The sequence below is a fragment of the Microcoleus sp. PH2017_28_MFU_U_A genome (assembly GCF_020738035.1).
GTDB lineage: Bacteria > Cyanobacteriota > Cyanobacteriia > Cyanobacteriales > Microcoleaceae > Microcoleus.
In genome coordinates, this window is the sequence record NZ_JAEQCX010000048.1 from 36,965 (window position 1) to 53,915 (window position 16,951).

General features: G+C 44.1%; 7 protein-coding genes. 6 read left to right on the forward strand and 1 reads right to left on the reverse strand.

The annotated features are described in order from the left end of the window. Positions 1-2,044 (reverse strand): DUF4114 domain-containing protein (locus JGK14_RS11990; protein ID WP_325315104.1); only part of this gene is annotated, 2,044 nt, incomplete at its 3' end. 349 nt (positions 2,045-2,393) lie between these two features. Here JGK14_RS11990 and JGK14_RS11995 point away from each other — a divergent pair. The 6 genes from JGK14_RS11995 (at position 2,394) to JGK14_RS12020 (ending at position 16,887) form a co-directional block, all read left to right on the forward strand. Further along, on the forward strand, positions 2,394-3,020 hold the full coding sequence (locus JGK14_RS11995) for a hypothetical protein (protein WP_293186742.1): 627 nt from the start codon (positions 2,394-2,396) through the stop codon (positions 3,018-3,020). Positions 3,021-3,046: 26 nt separating this feature from the next. Continuing rightward, on the forward strand, positions 3,047-3,961 hold the full coding sequence (locus tag JGK14_RS12000) for a DUF1822 family protein (RefSeq protein ID WP_293218190.1): 915 nt from the start codon (positions 3,047-3,049) through the stop codon (positions 3,959-3,961). 96 nt (positions 3,962-4,057) lie between these two features. Then, the gene (locus tag JGK14_RS12005) at positions 4,058-6,982 is read left to right on the forward strand and encodes a pentapeptide repeat-containing protein (RefSeq protein ID WP_325315105.1); all 2,925 of its coding nucleotides are present in this window, start codon (positions 4,058-4,060) and stop codon (positions 6,980-6,982) included. A gap of 207 nt (positions 6,983-7,189) precedes the next feature. Further along, positions 7,190-7,747 (forward strand): type II secretion system protein, encoded by a 558-nt coding sequence (locus JGK14_RS12010; RefSeq protein ID WP_293191514.1) that lies wholly within the window; start codon positions 7,190-7,192, stop codon positions 7,745-7,747. Positions 7,748-8,029: 282 nt separating this feature from the next. Next, a complete protein-coding gene (locus tag JGK14_RS12015) occupies positions 8,030-8,908 on the forward strand; it encodes a 3'(2'),5'-bisphosphate nucleotidase CysQ family protein (RefSeq protein WP_293186738.1) in 879 nt (292 codons plus the stop codon). A gap of 434 nt (positions 8,909-9,342) precedes the next feature. After that, complete coding sequence (locus JGK14_RS12020) at positions 9,343-16,887, forward strand: DUF4347 domain-containing protein (protein WP_325315106.1); 7,545 nt, start codon at positions 9,343-9,345, stop codon at positions 16,885-16,887. Positions 16,888-16,951 lie beyond the last annotated feature (64 nt).

The window sequence follows — 16,951 nt, forward strand, 5'->3', positions numbered from 1 at the left end:
ACACGACAGCCTTGTCTGAAACCGGCAAATCCTTGGTAGAAGTATCGATCGAATCTTCAGCCTTCACCTCAGACACGACAGCCTTGTCTGAAACCGGCAGATCCTTGGTAGGAGTAGCGATCGAATTGGCGATCGCAGGTTCGTCATCTTCAGTCTTCACTGCTGGCGTTACAGTTGTATCTGAAGTAACAACCTCCGTTTTCGAGAGAGACTCAGTATTAGTTGGAGAAATTACTTTCTCTTTTGAAACACTTGCGTTATCTGAAATCGGAACATCTAAAACCGAACCAGAATCAGTATTTTTGGCAGGTTTTTCATCCTCTTTAGCAGGCTCTACCTTCGGTTCAACATAGGGTTTAGCATAAGCAATCAAAGCCTTACCAATATCAGCTTTACGCCAATCTTTTTCAGGATTAATCACAGAATCCAAATTCACCGCAGTACCCGTCGCACCCCGCACCTGAAATATCACATCATTGTAATCGCGATCGCTCCCTAAATCAACCCGCATATCCTCCATTGCAAAAGTCTTGCCACTACCAGTCACATCAGCAATTTGCCCGACATGAAATCCCTCAGCAGGATTCGCCGTCACCATTGAAAATAAAGGACGTTTATCCCCTCCAACAACAGGATTATTCAGAACCTCTTGCACAGTTCCATTTGGCACCAACATAACGCCAAACTCATCCCCCGAAGTCATTGCAAAACTCTTGACTCCCAAATAAGTTCCTTCGTTATAATTCCCTTCAGGTAAATTACCCGTAAATTTTGCACCTTCGCTCAAATCATTAATGACTACATGACCTTTTACAGAATTGCTTAATGCCCTTGAAGCCACTTCCTTGATAAATTCTGCTGAACCAGGTACAAACTTCTCCATCCCTTTTAGACTGACGATAGCTAATTGACCCTTATACAGTCCGCCGTCAAACAAGAAATCGATACCAACTTGGCCGCTAGAGTCAACAACAAATTTCCCAGATGTAAACGAATTATCGGCGACAATCTCAGATTTAGGAGTAGTTTTGCTGAGTTCTTTAGGGGTTTCAACTGCAACAGCTTGACTGTTATCCGCAACTTTTTTGTCCTTGTCTCCGCTAGTAGTTGTCGAGTTTTGTTTGTTGCTATCTTTGCCAGCTTCATCGATAGTAGCGACTGATTTATCCGCCGTCACTTTATCAGTAGTCGCTGCTTGAATTATGGCTGGTGATTTTGAAGTCTCAACAGTTTGAGTAGTAGTTGTCGAGTTTTGTTTGTTGCTATCTTTGCCAACTTCATCGATAGTAGCGACTGGTTTCTCCGCCGTCAATTTATCAGTAGTAGTCGCTGCTTGAATTGTGGCTGGTGATTTTGAAGTCTCAACAGTTTGAGTAGTAGTTGTCGAGTTTTGTTTGTTGCTATCTTTGCCCGCTTCATCGACACTAGCGACTGGTTTCTCCGCCGTCACTTTATCAGTAGTTGCTGCTTGAATTATGGATTCTTTTGCTTGTGAAATCAGGTTACTGTCAGTGGCCAGTGTTTCCGATTTATTTTCTTTTTCTGCTAACGCATCGATTTTTTTATCAGGGGATATTTCCTTGGCACTCTGATTGTTAGTCAAAGAGTCAGTTGTTGTCAGACTGTCAGCTTTGATGGCAATTAACGGTGCATCTTTGCTGCTTCCAGTCAGGGTATCCTTGGCATCTATGGCTGACTGGGAACCGGATAGGGCGTCGCCGCGACTCGTATTGCCACTAACTGACCTGCTTAAGCTGCTATTGAGAGGATTTGGAACAATTAATGAATCATCGGATTTGTTGCTGATTGACTCGGAAGCAGCATCTTTTGATTTCAGTAAATTAGTCGTAACTAATGGTTTATCGGGTTCGATCGCTATTTTATTGTTGCTGTCAAGCATCAAGGAACCTTCGCCGATATTTTGCTTGTTGCTGTTGCTTAAAGGGTTGAGGATAGAATTGTTGGCAGCACTTCCCGGCAAAGTGTCGGCGATTAGAACATCTTTCAGCAGAACATTAGTTTGACCTTGATTGATAGTTGTCATTGAGATTATACTCCTAATCTTGGATTAAATGAAAATTGATATAATGAAATCAAACGATCGCCCAAACGTTGAATTGGCTTCTCTACTCTAATTACGGAAGCAGCCCCAAGTTTTTACGCAAATCTCAAAACTGCTTTTTCACACGAAAGTGCGATCGCCCCCTCAACCCTAATTACGAAACCACCTCAAACTTTTTACGCAAATCTCAAAACTTTTTTTCCCAAACCCTCAAATGTAAAGTTTTGTAACAATCTCCCCACAAATGCGTAAAAAATTGCGACTCTACCGAAAAACAACATAGAAATGCCCCAAGACTGCACAAAAATCCCAGAGGAGTGAGGAGATTGAGATGGAGGACGAAATTGATTTACAACTCAAACAGCTAGCCGTCGAAGCTCAACAGCACCCAGCCCTTAGCCTTGAGCGACAGAAAGCATTAACCAAACTGAGAAACGCAATTTGGCTATCGGGCAAGCTTGCTTATCCCCAAAAAAGGTCATGGTCTCCTAATATTTACGAAGACCTTTATAACGAAGCACTTCTAAAAACAATTGAGTATATTTGTCTAAAAATTGACAAATACGATCCAGAAAGACCACTGATGGCCCCGGTCAATCACATATTGAAGTTGAGATTCAAAGATGCTGTTAAGCGATATATGAAAGAAAAAAATAGAACACGCGAACTACCTTCCTTAAACGACCTAGATAATTACCAGTCACCACAATCACCATTGTCCGAAGAGGCTACAATGCTGCGTGAATTGATCGAAGAAGATCCAGATGGCCATTTTAGAAGAGTGTCACTTAGATGTCGCCCGGATATTTCTTGGCAAGTTATAGCTTTAGCTAAATTGGATGGTGAAACATTGGATAGTATGTCTCAAAGGTTTGGAGTTTCTATTTCAGGTATTGACAGTTTTTTTAATCGAAACCTGCGGAGATTTGGTGATGATTTTCGTAATAAATTACAGTAGCAATTAAGCGACAACCACAGAAACTAATGATGAGTAAAATGATCGAACCAATAACTTTCACCGTACCGCTATCCTTTGAAGCCCATGACATCGCTCAACAGTGCGCTCAAAAATCCCTGCCGACAAAATTCAAACAAGTTTATCTCAATACCCTAGCAGTGTATGCAGTAGATTCTTACCTACGCTGCATGGGATTTGAAACTAACTTGGCTCATAGCGAAAGTCGCGATTCACTCATGCTCAAATTTGTAGATGTCGCCGATTTAGATATCGTCGGCGTTGGCAAAATTGAATGTCGTCCCGTATTGCCCGATTCCCAAACTTGTAACATTCCCTCCGATGCTTGGGAAAATCGCATCGGTTACGTTGCTGTACAATTAAATCAATCTTTGAAAGAAGCAACGCTACTAGGATTTACTAAAACTTCTGCAATGAGAGAAGTACCGCTCACTCAACTGCAATCCCTAGAATATTTTCTTGCCTACATGAATCGAATTCAACAACTGAAACCAGTTAATTTAATGAACTGGTTTGAGGATGTTTTTGATGCGGGATGGCAAGTAATTGATGAGCTATTAAATCCCGAACAACTGGAGTGGCATTTTAGAAGTACGAACGCATTACCTATCGAGAGAGGTTATAAAATTGATTTGGGAATGCAGCTAGCACAACAGTCTGTAACACTTGCAGTCATGCTGGCACCAGAACCAGGTTCCGAAGTGGATATCCAAGTGCAAGTGTATCCGATGGGAAATCAAACTTGTTTGCCAGAAGGGTTAAAATTGATAGTGATGGATGAGTCAGAAGAGGTAGTTCTTGAGGCAACATCCAGAGATGATGACAACTTTATTCAGTTGGAATTTAGTTCTGAATTAAGAGAATTATTTGGCGTTACTGTGGCACTCGGAGGAGCTAGCGTGACGAAACATTTTCATTGGTAATCTGCCACGCATTTGTCATTCCCAGCTAGCACCTGGGAACGAAAGCAACAACTCAAGTATTGACTGCTAACCTATTGAAAATTTCACTTGGATTTTATGTCATCATTAACCTTTCAAAACTTGCGCGGTCAAAATCTCCAAGGTCGTTCTTTCAAAGGTCAAGATCTGACTAATACTGATTTCTCTTATGCAGATATCCGAGGTGCAGATTTTAGCGGAGCAACTCTCGATGGTGCTAACTTCAGTCACGCTCGCTGCGGATTAACAGTGCGATCGCAAATCAAAATATTCATAATTGTAGCACTGATATCAGCAATGTCAGGAACGGCTGCTGTAACTGCTATCAGTCAGACATTCAGATCTCTATTTGCCAAAAATATTGGGTACTCCAGTTTGATTGTAACAGCAATCATCTTATTACTGAATACTGTTCTTTTGGCTCTCACGATTCGCCAAGGAATACAAAAAGCTTTGGGGTCTTTAGCTATGGCGGCTGCAATCTTTGTACCTTGCATTGCTGTTTTAAGTGCGATCTCGAACGATAAACACCCGATACTGGCTTGGCTGAGAGGTTTTAGACCTGGGAGCTTAACTGGGGCGTTGGCTGGTGAACCGAATACCAACGATATTCCGTTTTTAATTGTAAGTTTGATCGGGGCTGTGGCTGCGACTACGATCGCAGTTGTAACTTTGCCTTTAGCTGTGGCTTTGGCTGAGGTTGTATTGGGCAGAATAGTGGCAGTTTTAGCTGTATTTGAAGCTCTGGCAATAAGTGCGATCGCCACCGGAATTATTATCAATAATTCAACCCGGTATTTAAAAGCATCTGTGTTAATTAATACTAGATTAGCTGACAACACGAACAATAAATGTTATGATTTTTTAGACCAATGTGTCGCAAATTTTTCCAATCCACCTATAGTTATTGCGATTATCATTATAGCGGTAATTTTAGCTGTAGCTTTGGTCTCATTGGGAACTTATATTGGCAACAGAGTTTTAGCTGAAGATGATAAATATGCCGTAATTCACCAATTAGCTAATGCGATTGCAGCGGCAGGCGGTACCAGCTTTCGGGGTGCTAATTTAGCCAATATTAATTTTAGTTACGCTCTTCTCAAAAACACTGATTTTAGATGTGCTAATATTTATCGTACAATGTGGCACAAAAGCTCAAGAATTGAGTGGGCAAGAGTCGGCGAGACAATATTAATTGATCCCGCAGTTCGAGATTTGCTAGTGACCGGCAACGGCTATAATAAATCATATCAAGGCATGGATTTGAAAGGAGCAAACTTGATAGGTGTAGACCTCGGCTACGCCAAACTTCAAACAGCAGACCTCAGTCAAGCGACTTTAGAAGCTGCTAATTTAGAGTATGCAATTTTTAGTCAAGTTCAGGCGATCGGCACTGATTTCAGTAATGCGAGAATGACTGGTGCTTGCGGTTTAGGAACCTGGAATATTGACAGCACTACGAAACTAGAATGGGTAGATTGTCGGTGGGTTTACTTGCTAGAAGAACCGAAACCTGGCACTGACGATCGCGAACGCCGTCCCCACAGTGAAAAATCTCAATTTGAGATCGGAGAATTTACCAGTTTTTTTCAAGAGGTAGTCAATACAGTTGACTTAATTTTCCGTAACGGTGTTGATTGGAAAGCCTTCTACCAATCTTTCCAAAAAGTTCAGGACGATCTCAAAGGTACAGAACTAAAAATTCAGAGTATTGAAAATAAAGGCAATGGCGTTGTTGTCATCAAGGTTAGCGTACCTCCTGATACAGACAAAGAGAAGATTGAGACTGATTTCAATGGTTTCTACCAAAAAATGCTAGAATTAGCAAGAGTAAAAAATCCAATAATTCAAGAGTTCCCAGAACAGCAAAGATACTTGCTATCAGTAGTAGAGAAGATAGTAAAACCACTTTCAGAACAGGTAGTTGTCTTAAACTTAGATCGTGGTGACTTGAACCAAGGCTTTGCCGTCAGCGCTGATATTTACTGTGACGGACACCGTTTGCCAATCCAAATAGAAGGCAATTTGCCACCACAAGCCAAAATTTTAAAACGCTATCAACAGTGGGAAGAAATGTATAACATTAAAAACCAGAACAGCCGGATCAAAGGCAAAGAAGGTCAAGTCACTAACTTTTCTATAAAGAAGCTAACAACGTTAGCTGAGGATGTGGAAGCGGAAGTAAATAATTGGCTGAATTCAGCACCGTTTAACCCGATCGAGCAAAAATTGCACGACAATTTAAACTTTGATGATGAGGTGCGGGTGATTGTGCAAACTGAAGATGCCTTCCTGCGAAAACTTCCCTGGCATCGGTGGAAGTTTTTTGAAGTTTATTGCCAACAAGCAGAAGTCGCTTTAAGTCGCACAGTATCTAATAGGGTAAAGAAATTAGTCCTACCAAGAAGTAAAGTGAGAATCTTAGCAATTTTGGGTGACGATACAGGAATTAATATCGATGAAGACAAACAGGTGTTAGAGAATTTGTCAGACACAGAAATCATGTTTTTGCTCAAACCAACTCGCGAGGAATGTGAGGAATGTCTCAGAGATAAAATAGGCTGGGACATTCTCTGTTTTTCCGGTCACAGTTACAGCGAAGTAGATGGCAGCACTGGGGCAATTTATATTAATAAAACAGATAAGTTAACTGTCGAAGAACTCAGAATTTCCTTGAAAATAGCCATTGAACGTGGTTTGGAGATAGCAATTTTTAATTCTTGCGATGGCTTGGGATTGGGGAAACAGTTAGCTGATTTAGATATCCCTCAAATTATCGTGATGCGGGAACCTGTGCTAGATGCGATCGCCCAGGAGTTTTTGAGGCATTTTCTGAAAGCTTTTGCTGGTGGCGATTCTTTGTATGTTTCTGTGCGATCGGCGCGAGAAAAGTTGAAACAAAAATGGGATAAGCAATTTCCCGGTGCTAGTTGGTTGCCTGCTATTTGCCAGAATCAATCTGAGTATCCCAAGAAATGGGGAGATTTTCAAGGGAATTGTTAGCGGTATATTGAGTAAATTTAGTTTTTGTTTGAGGTGTTAATTATGTCGGCATTTGTCTGCAATTTTGTGCAACATATCCACACATCGCTTTTAAAACTCCGTTTTGCAGGCGAGGGCAAGTCACTTCTACAAAGGCAAAGAATATACTTAAATACCGGATTGTATATCAGTTACCAGAAGTGCGATTCCCTGCGGTACAAGCTATGCATGGGTGCAGGATGTACCAACGCTTCCCAGGGCTTCACTTTAATTGAGTTGCTGGTTGTCATTTTTATTATTGGGATTTTATCTGCGATCGCCCTCCCTACCTTCTTCAGGTTAATCGGTAAAGCTAAAGAAAGTGAAGCCACACAATATATTAGCTATTTGAACAAACACCAAACGGCGCAATATTACGAAGCAACGGGATTTACCAACTCTTTCGGATCGCTTTCATTTTCCCAAGATCCAACAGCAACTTCTGCTGCTGCTATTTTGAAAGGTTTTGGCTTTTCTGTGCGAGAAAGCAAGAATTATTTGTATGGTATCAAAGTTGCGACTCACAATGGCTATCCAATTGCAGCTCAAGTAGCTGTGTCTAAAAATTTAGGTGTGCGATCTTATTTTGGAATTATCTACGCCCACGATAATAATATCTTAGTTCCGTGCGGCCCGGTTGCTGTTGATTTGAGTTTGGCTTCTCCGGTGCTTAAACAAGTACAGATGGTGACACAATTTCTAGCCACTCCTGAGATTTATTGTCCTTATCCTAGTTTCATAAAATAGTGCTACATTTAGTAAATGTAGTTTTTGTTAGCTAGTACCCAAATATAACTGGAGTTGAGACTAAGTCGTAGGTTGCGTCAGTCGGGGTTTTTTCGATTATCATCAAGTAGATGCAATAGATCTCTTGCAAAAATACAAAGCACCCCACCCCAACCCTCCCCTTGGTAAGGGGAGGGGGTAAGATTATTCTTGTTTCCCCCTCCGGGAGGGGGGACTTGCGGGGGGTAAATTTGACGAGAGCAAGAGTTCTAATCTGAGGCACCCTACTTTAATCAATCAAACATGAAAAATCTCGAACAATTAAGCGAAATTGCCCAGGCCGCCGCTTGGGGTGCCGCAGATATTTTACAATCCTATTATCGCCCTGATGCTAATACTCCCAACCTGGACATTCAAGAACAAAAAGACGGCCCAGTTACCGCCGCTGATGTCGCTGTCAATTCTTACATTCTCGATGAATTGCAGTCGGTTTTAGGGAATGCAGAATTTGGCTACCTGAGCGAAGAAACTTACAAATCTTATTTAGAAAGTTGTGGCAAAGTTCCTTTACCTCAATCTTGGGTTTGGATTATTGACCCTTTGGATGGAACGCGCGATTTTATTGACAAGACTGGTGAATTTGCGGTTCATATTGCTTTAGCTTTTGAGGGAAAACCGATATTAGCGGTTGTGGCTTGGCCGTCCAAGCAAAAGATTTATTATGCCATCCGCGATGCTGGTGCTTTTGGGGAAAGTCGCGGGGGTTGTGCGGTGAAATTGCAGGTTTCTGCGCGAAATATAGTGGCAGATTTATCTATAGTAACCAGTCGCAGTCACAGGGACGATCGGCTAAATCGACTATTACACAAGTTTCCCTGCCAAAATCAACTGGCTGTGGGTAGCATCGGCTGCAAGATTGCGACGATTGTTGAACAAAAAGCTGATGTTTATATTGCTCTTTCGGGGAAGTCGGCGCCGAAGGATTGGGATTTGGCGGCGCCGGAATTGATTTTGACGGAGGCGGGCGGGCGATTTACTCGTTTTGATGGTTCTGCTTTGCAATATAACCGGGGAGATGTCAGTCAGTGGGGGGGGTTGTTGGCGAGTAACGGTTGCTGTCACGATGCTTTGTGCGGGGATGCTGAGGCGATTTTGGCGGAGATTGATTCGGGTTTGCGGTAATCACATTGGTTTGTAGTGAGGAATGCGAGTCCTCGGAATGGGTGCGGACTGAAGTCCTCACTACGAACCTGTTTTTTCATTGCACATAACTTTACTTACCTAACTTATGTATTAATTACCACGTTTAAATTCTCAGTACAATAGCACTTATGTTTCAAAAATATTTGTGGTGTATGCAGCTCGCATTCATCGCAGTAATTGTACTTAAGTATTTTGTCGCTCTTTATCGGTAGTTTAATTAACCAGATCTTTTTAAAGAAAACTTTATATAGCTCGGATAAAAAAACTGTTATGGTAGCTACAACAGATGAGAAATAACCGAATTTTTACGCAGAAATCCCGTGTCTGTGTAAATCAAAATTGATAGACAGTTTCGCACGCAAGTTACGAAACAGGGGAATTGTTGTCTTTTTTTAACCCCAAATAGGTGTATTATGTCAAATTTAAATTTTCCAGTTTCTGTAAGGGCGATCGCCTTTATCGACACTCAAGTACCAAATTATCAAAGTTTGGTGGCTGGGGTAACACCCGGTACGGAAGTTGTGGTGTTAGATGGGAATGAAGATGCGATCGCACAAATTACTCAAATCTTAGCCCTTCGTACCAATATTGACAGCATTCACATCGTTTCTCACGGTGCTCCGGGTAGCCTGCAAGTGGGCGATGGTAGCTTGAATGCAGATAATTTGGAAGCTTATTCGGAACAATTGCAGCAGTGGCGGAGTGCTTTTACAGACAGTGCGGATATTCTGATTTACGGTTGCAATGTGGCATCTGGGCCTCGCGTTTGTCCGAAAGTCCGCCGGGGATTTAAATCCCCGTCTCATAGCGAAAGTCGGTTGAAACCGACTGGGAATAATTCATTTATTCAGTCATCTTTAGATGACTTGCGCTATGAGACGGGGAATTCATTCCCCGGCGGTACCGGGGAACAAGCGAGAGATTTAGATGTAGATTTAGAAATAGATGGTTTCGCATTCATCCAGCGCATCGCCCAACTCACAAATACCAATGTTGCAGCTTCCAAAAACCTCACGGGAAGCGCGGCAAAAGGCGGCGACTGGGAACTCGAAGCAACAACCGGAGAAATTAACACACCGCTGGTATTTCGGGAAGATGCGATCGCAAATTACAGTCATATCCTATCCAGTTTTGGTAATGCGACTAATTTTCCAATGACATCAGATCCGTTTGTTCCTTCAGTAGATTATAACGGTGACGGTATCTTCGACTTAGTAGTAGGTGGCGGAGTTTTCTTAGCCAATGGAAATGGCAGTTTTAAACAGCCCATCAGCTTTAGCGGAGGCCCGTCAAGACTTGGCAACTTTAATGCCGACACAATATTAGACTTAGCAACAGCAAATCCAGTCTTTTCTGGCACTGTCTCAATTAGGCAGGGAAACGGCACTGGTGGCTTTGGTGCGCCCATAAACTCAAATGTAGGGAACACTCCCCTATCTATTGCTATTGGTAACTTTAATGCCGACACCTTCCCCGATTTGGCTGTGGTAAATGGTAACCCTCAAGGTGGTGGAAGCGTCTCAATTTTGTTAGGGAATGGCACTGGTGGCTTTGCCCCTGCCACCAGCTTCGGTGTCGGAGGAATTCCCGCTTCAGTTGCTGTGGGAAACTTTAACGCCGATAACTTTCTTGACTTAGCAGTCGGGAACAGTCTTTCTAATAATGTCTCAATTCTCTTAGGAAATGGCACTGGCGGTTTTAGTAGCGCCACTAACTTTAGTACGGGGCAATTTCCCAATTCCATTATTGTGGCCGACTTTAACGTAGATGGCAACCTCGATATAGCAACAGCCAACAACGGTTCTAACAACGTCTCAATTCTCTTAGGGAATGGCACTGGAGGTTTTAGTACCACCACTAATTTCACAGCCGGAACAAAGTCCAATTCCGTCACAGCGGCAGATTTAAACGGCGACGGCAAACTCGATTTAGCCGTATCGAACTCTGGCGCTACCAACCTATCAATTTTACTGGGAAATGGCACTGGAGGATTTAGTTCGCCGATCGACTTTGCATTGATAGGGCAAAACCCTGGGAGGGTAACAGTAAACGATTTTAACAACGATTCCCTACCCGACTTGGCAGTAATGGTAACAAACGGAGGTTCTAACAATGTTTCAATCCTGCTAAATACACCAAACACAGTTAATTTCGGTGCGGCAACTTACAGCGGTACAGAAGGAACAACAGACACAGTAGTTAATATTCCCGTCACCATCAGTGGCGGCACTCCCTTGGGCGATGTAACTGTACCAATTGCAATTAACCCCAGCAGCACAGCCACCCAAAATTCTGACTACACTATTGCCCCTACCTCGATTACATTCCCCGCAGGTGCAACAGGTGCGGCACTCACCAAGAATATTGCACTTACGATCAAACCCGACAACATCGCAGAAAACGCCGAAACCGCAATTCTCAACTTTGGCACAATTACCGGAGGCGTTGCGGGTACAACCAAACAAACCACACTAACTATTGCAGCTAACGGTACTGTTTCCTATGCGGTTGCTGCGGGTATTGCGAGCATTCCCGAAGGCGATAGCGGCACAAAACCTCTGACTTTCACTGTGACTCGCAGCGGTAGCACTGGCGGGGCAAGTAGCGTCAATTATACGATCGCCGGAACTGCTACCAACGTCAGCGACTACAACAATATCGGTGGCACTTCTGCGGCAACGGGTATCGCAGGCACGATTAATTTTACAGCCGGTGAAACATCGAAAACTATTACTCTCGATGTGTTAGGCGACACCATCGTTGAACCCGACGAAACAATTATCGTCACTCTATCAAGTCCCGCAGGCCCGGGCGTAACACCAACAATTACCACTACTAGCGCTACCACTACTATTATTAATGATGACAAAGTTGGCGTTACTGTTAATCCAATTACCGGATTAACTACGACTGAACTCGGCGGTAAAGCTACTTTCACAGTCAAACTCAATTCTCAACCGAGTGCTAACGTTACTTTCGGCTTAAGCAGTTCCAATGTTGCCGAAGGAACTGTTTCGACTAATAGCTTAACTTTCACTCCCGCCAACTACAATCAACCGCAAACAGTAACGGTGACTGGCGTTGACGATTTGGTAGCTGATGGAAATGTAGTTTACAAAATTATCACGGCGGCGGCTGTCAGCACCGATCTTAATTACAACAATCTCAAGCCTGATGATGTCACCGTCACCAACAGTGACAATGAAACTCCGGGAATTACGGTGAATCCGACGGCGGGATTAACTACGGGCGAAGATGGCAGCAAGGCTAACTTTTCGGTGGTGCTGAATACTAAACCAACGGCTAATGTAATTATTGGTTTGAACAGTTCTAATGTGGCAGAGGGAAGTGTTTCGACTAATAGTTTAACTTTCACTCCGGCTAACTGGGATACAGCGCAACCGGTGACAGTAACTGGGGTAGACGATAGTATTGTTGACGGCGATATTGACTACAAAGTTATCACGGCGGCTACTGTTAGTACAGATCCGAATTACAGCAACAAAGATGTATCGGATGTTGGTATTACCAATAAGGACAATGATACGGCTGGTGTTTCTATTAGTGTTGCCGAAACAACTGCTACAGAAGGCGGGGCTAATGGCAGTTACACTGCGGTGCTGAAATCGCAGCCGATCGCCCCTGTCACTCTCACTCTCACCACAGGTAGTCAGATTGAGCCGATCGCGCCTATCACTTTCACATCCGTTAATTGGAATGTATCTCAACCAGTTACGGTGAAAGCTGTTGATGATGCGATCGTGGAAGGGGCGCACAGCGGGAATATCACTCACAGTGTGACTAGCGGTGATGTTAAGTATAACGGGATTGTGGTTGGTGGGGTGGTTGTGGCGATTACGGATAACGACATTGCACCAAAGCCACCAGTAGTCGTCGATCCGATAGTCGTCGTCGAGCCAAAGCCACCAGTAGTCGTCGATCCAGTAGTCGTCGTCGAGCCAAAGCCACCAGTAGTCGTCGATCCAGTAGTCGTCGTCGAGCCAAAGCCACCAGTAGTCGTCGATCCAGTAGTCGTGGTCGATCCAGTAGTCGTCAATCCGCCAGTCACTACAGGAACAGGTGGCACAAACAGACCGATCGTCATACCGAGATCTAATGAAACTATCTTGGGATTACCGATAACTGGCGATCGGCCTTTGGGTATTCCCACGGTAAGTTTTTCCCAAGCTACTTACAAAGTCAATGAAAGTTTCACAGGAATTGTTCAGGCACAAATTACTCTCACTCGCACTGGAACTCTAGGGGATCTAAACAGCAGTTCCACGGTGTTCTTAGAACCTCCTACAGGTTCAGCGACTTTCAGAACAGATTGGAACTTTTCCTCCATCCCCAATACCCCTCCTTTTCTCATCTTTAACCCAGGCGAAAATAGCAAAACTTTCACAATTGACATCTTACCGGATGGTATAGCTGAGGGAACAGAAGAAATCGCGTTTCGGATCGCTAATAATGCTTTTAATGCCAGTATTGGCACTCCAAGCTTTGCCACCGTGGAAATTTTGGATGCTGAGTCACGGTTCATCGACACGAACGTTCCGATTTCTCCGAAGCGCTTGTACTCAGCTATCTGGGGAGACTATAACAATGACGGCAAACTGGATATCCTCGGAAACAACCAAATCTACAAAAACACCGAACTCCTCGATAACAACAATCAAAGGTCTAGCGAATATGGCTTTAGCGAAAGTAATCGAATAGACTTGTCAGGTGATTTCTCAGCATGGGGAGATTACAACAATGATGGGCGCCTGGATTTCTCGGTCGGCCAGAATCGTGGCAGCAACAATGAAAGCAGAGACATCTACAGCAACAACTTTGCCAAGAGAGCAACGCTACCTGATGTTTACGGGTTCCGTTCCTACGTGACTTCGGCAGATTATAACAATGATGGTCGTCTGGATATCTTGCAAACAGCCAACGATAGTTGGCGGGATGATAATAACAAGCTCTATCGCAACTCCGGCTCTGTCAACGGTCAAGACAACTTTAGCTTTGAGCAACAGAGCACGACTGGACTACCATCCAGTAGAGGTTTCGCTGCTTGGGGCGACTATGACAACGACGGTAAACTTGATGTTCTGCTCAATGTGCCGGATTCCAGCGGCAGAACAACTGCCAAACTCTACCGCAACTCGGGCAATTCCAATTCCGTTTTTAATGGTTTTTTTAATGGTTTTACAGACACTGGCGTAATATTTCCTGGTTTTAGTAACGTTGATCAAATCGCTTGGGGAGACTACGACAATGATGGCAAACTGGATATCCTAGTCAGTGGTTCCGATAGTTCATTCCAGCAATCGCAGTCCATCACCAAAGTCTTCTGCAACGCAACCAGTACCAGGGAGCCAAACAGATTTGATGACATAGGTGTAAAAATACCTGGTCGGGTTAATTCTCTATCTCAAAATCCTTGGGGAGACTACGACAATGACGGCAAACTGGATATCCTAGTCAATGTCAGTGTTTTGACTCAGCTAGATGCGGGAAGTTCACAAAAAGTAGTCACCAAAGTCTATCGCAACAACACAGGCAGACCTTTTAACCCAAATGACCCAAATGGCTTTATTGACCCAAATAGCTTTACTGGTCAAAATAGCTTTATCGACAGTGGCGTAGAAATCGGCAGTGTCGTATCGCCTCCTGGTGGTCAAGCTTATTCCAATGCAGCTTGGGGAGACTACGACAAGGATGGAAAATTGGATATCCTGGTCGCTAGTAATTCAATAAAGGAACTCAACAACCCAGCAGGAGATGTCTTCTCTACCAAAATCTTCCGCAACAACACTCCTAAAGCGAACACTCCTCCCACCGCACCCACAGGGCTGACGGCTGCAGCTTCGGGCCCAGAAGTTACCTTCAACTGGAATAAAGCGAGTGATGCTCAAACTCCTCCTAATGGTTTAAGCTACAACCTTCGAGTTGGCACTAAGCAAGGGGGCGCAGAGATTCTTTCCCCGATGTCTTTGAACGATGGAACTCGGCAACTCGTGGGGTTGGGGAATGTCAATCAAAACACCCGATGGCAACTCAAAAACTTGCCCCGAGGGAAATATTTCTGGAGCGTGCAAGCAATTGACACAGCTTGGGCCGGTTCGCCTTTTGCCAAAGAAGGCAGTTTTACGATCGACAACCGCCCGCCAGAAGAGAAGATTCGTTTAAGTGGCAGGTACACTGAGCTTAACCAACCCATCAAAGATGTATACATTGACCCTGATACCAATCTCTATGGCGACCAGATTTCCTACCAGTTAACTCTACCTGATGGCAGTCCTTTATCTAATAGTGATCCAAACACTAATTGGCTAGGAATTGAATCCAGACCCTGGGAAAACACCATCATATTTACCGGCACCCCTCCAAGTGATGGGAAACCCTTCGAGGTGAAGTTAATCGCTACAGACTCTTACGGTGCCAGTAGCGAACAGACTTTCAAGGTGACAACAAAAAATGGTCGCTGGGTAATTGACGGCTACATCTCCGGTGCAACTGTCTTCCTCGATGCCAACAAAAACGGCATCAAAGACACCAACGAACCATCCACAATTACCGATACAGGCGGCAAATTCGATCTCAACATCCCCTTCGAGATATTCGACACGAACAAAAACGGAGAAATCGACCCATCAGAAGGCAATTTAGTTGCGATCGGAGGCACTGACACCGCCACCGGATTACCCCTAGAAACACCAGTCACCGCACCACCAGATTCCACAGTTGTCACACTCCTAACTAGCTTAGTCGCCGACTTAATCGACAAGGGAATTGCACCCGAAGCCGCCCAATCTTTAGTCAAAGCCGCCCTTTCCCTCCCCGCTGAAGTTGACCTGACTAGCTTAGATCCAATCCTAGCTACCAACAACAACCAGCCTGGGGGAGTCCAAGTCTTAGCAGCAATGGTGAAAGTCCAAAACACCATCACTCAAACTGCCGCTTTGATTGACGGTGCATCCAGTGCAGCTACTAAGGATCTTGTCAAAGCTGTTGTGGGTTCAATGGGCGATAAAATTCAAGGCGGTGCTATCTTAAACCTCAGCAATCCAGCCGCCTTAGAACCAATAATTCTGCAATCCGCTGCTAAAATCCAGCAGATTGACCCCAGTTTCAACATTCAAAAAGTCACCTCTATTACCTCGCAAGCTGCGACAGTAATGGCAACAGCAAATCAGCGCATTGATACCGCCGTCACCAACCCAACAGCAACATCAATTCCCCAAGCCGTTGCCCGCGTCCAACAAGTATCCTTGGGCGCAACTACTCAAGACTTCAAAGCAGTTGGTGCCGGAAGCAAGCCAATTTCCCAGTTAGTTACTGACAATACTGGTGCTGCTTTAGATAGCAAAATTCAAGCAGTAACATTGCCTGCTGGGATTGCAACTCCTATAGTCACCGGCGACGCCGATTTGGGCAGCAATTCTGGTCAAATCAACGGCACAAATGGCGATGACATCCTCACTGGCACTACCGGAAATGATGCAATCAACGGCCGACGAGGCAACGATTCCCTAGACGGAGGCCTTGGAGATGACACTCTTTACGGCGGCAAAGGTAGCGATACTTTGCTCGGCGCTAGCGGTAATGATGTCTTGTTTGGCGGCCGCGGTGCTGATATCTTAAACGGCGATGATGGTAATGATATCTTGTTTGGTGGCAAGGGAGATGATTTACTCAATGGCGGCTTAGGAAATGATACTTTGACTGGAGGAAAGGGAGTCGATAAATTCCTAATCTCCACCAATTCTGGGACTGATACTATTACCGATTTTGAATTTGGTAAAGACTTCTTAGTATTGGGTAACGGGCTGAATTCTTCACAATTGGCGATTAGTCAAGATAGCGGTGTAACATTAATTCGGTTTGCCCAAACTGGAGAGATTTTAGCTTCTATCAGCGGAGTTTCTGCTGGGAGTATTACCGCAGGGAGTTTCGGATTGATTTAACAAAAATCGGCGGTTAAAACCGCCTATATACAAACAAAACCCCCGGAGGCGGGTTGAAAAAGAC

Coding starts and splice junctions, on each gene's coding strand:
- JGK14_RS12015 (WP_293186738.1), top strand. CDS start 8,030: ATGAAAAATCTCGAACAATTAAGCGAAATTGCCCAGGCCGCCGCTTGG.
- JGK14_RS12010 (WP_293191514.1), top strand. CDS start 7,190: ATGGGTGCAGGATGTACCAACGCTTCCCAGGGCTTCACTTTAATTGAG.
- JGK14_RS11995 (WP_293186742.1), top strand. CDS start 2,394: ATGGAGGACGAAATTGATTTACAACTCAAACAGCTAGCCGTCGAAGCT.
- JGK14_RS12005 (WP_325315105.1), top strand. CDS start 4,058: ATGTCATCATTAACCTTTCAAAACTTGCGCGGTCAAAATCTCCAAGGT.
- JGK14_RS12020 (WP_325315106.1), top strand. CDS start 9,343: ATGTCAAATTTAAATTTTCCAGTTTCTGTAAGGGCGATCGCCTTTATC.
- JGK14_RS12000 (WP_293218190.1), top strand. CDS start 3,047: ATGATGAGTAAAATGATCGAACCAATAACTTTCACCGTACCGCTATCC.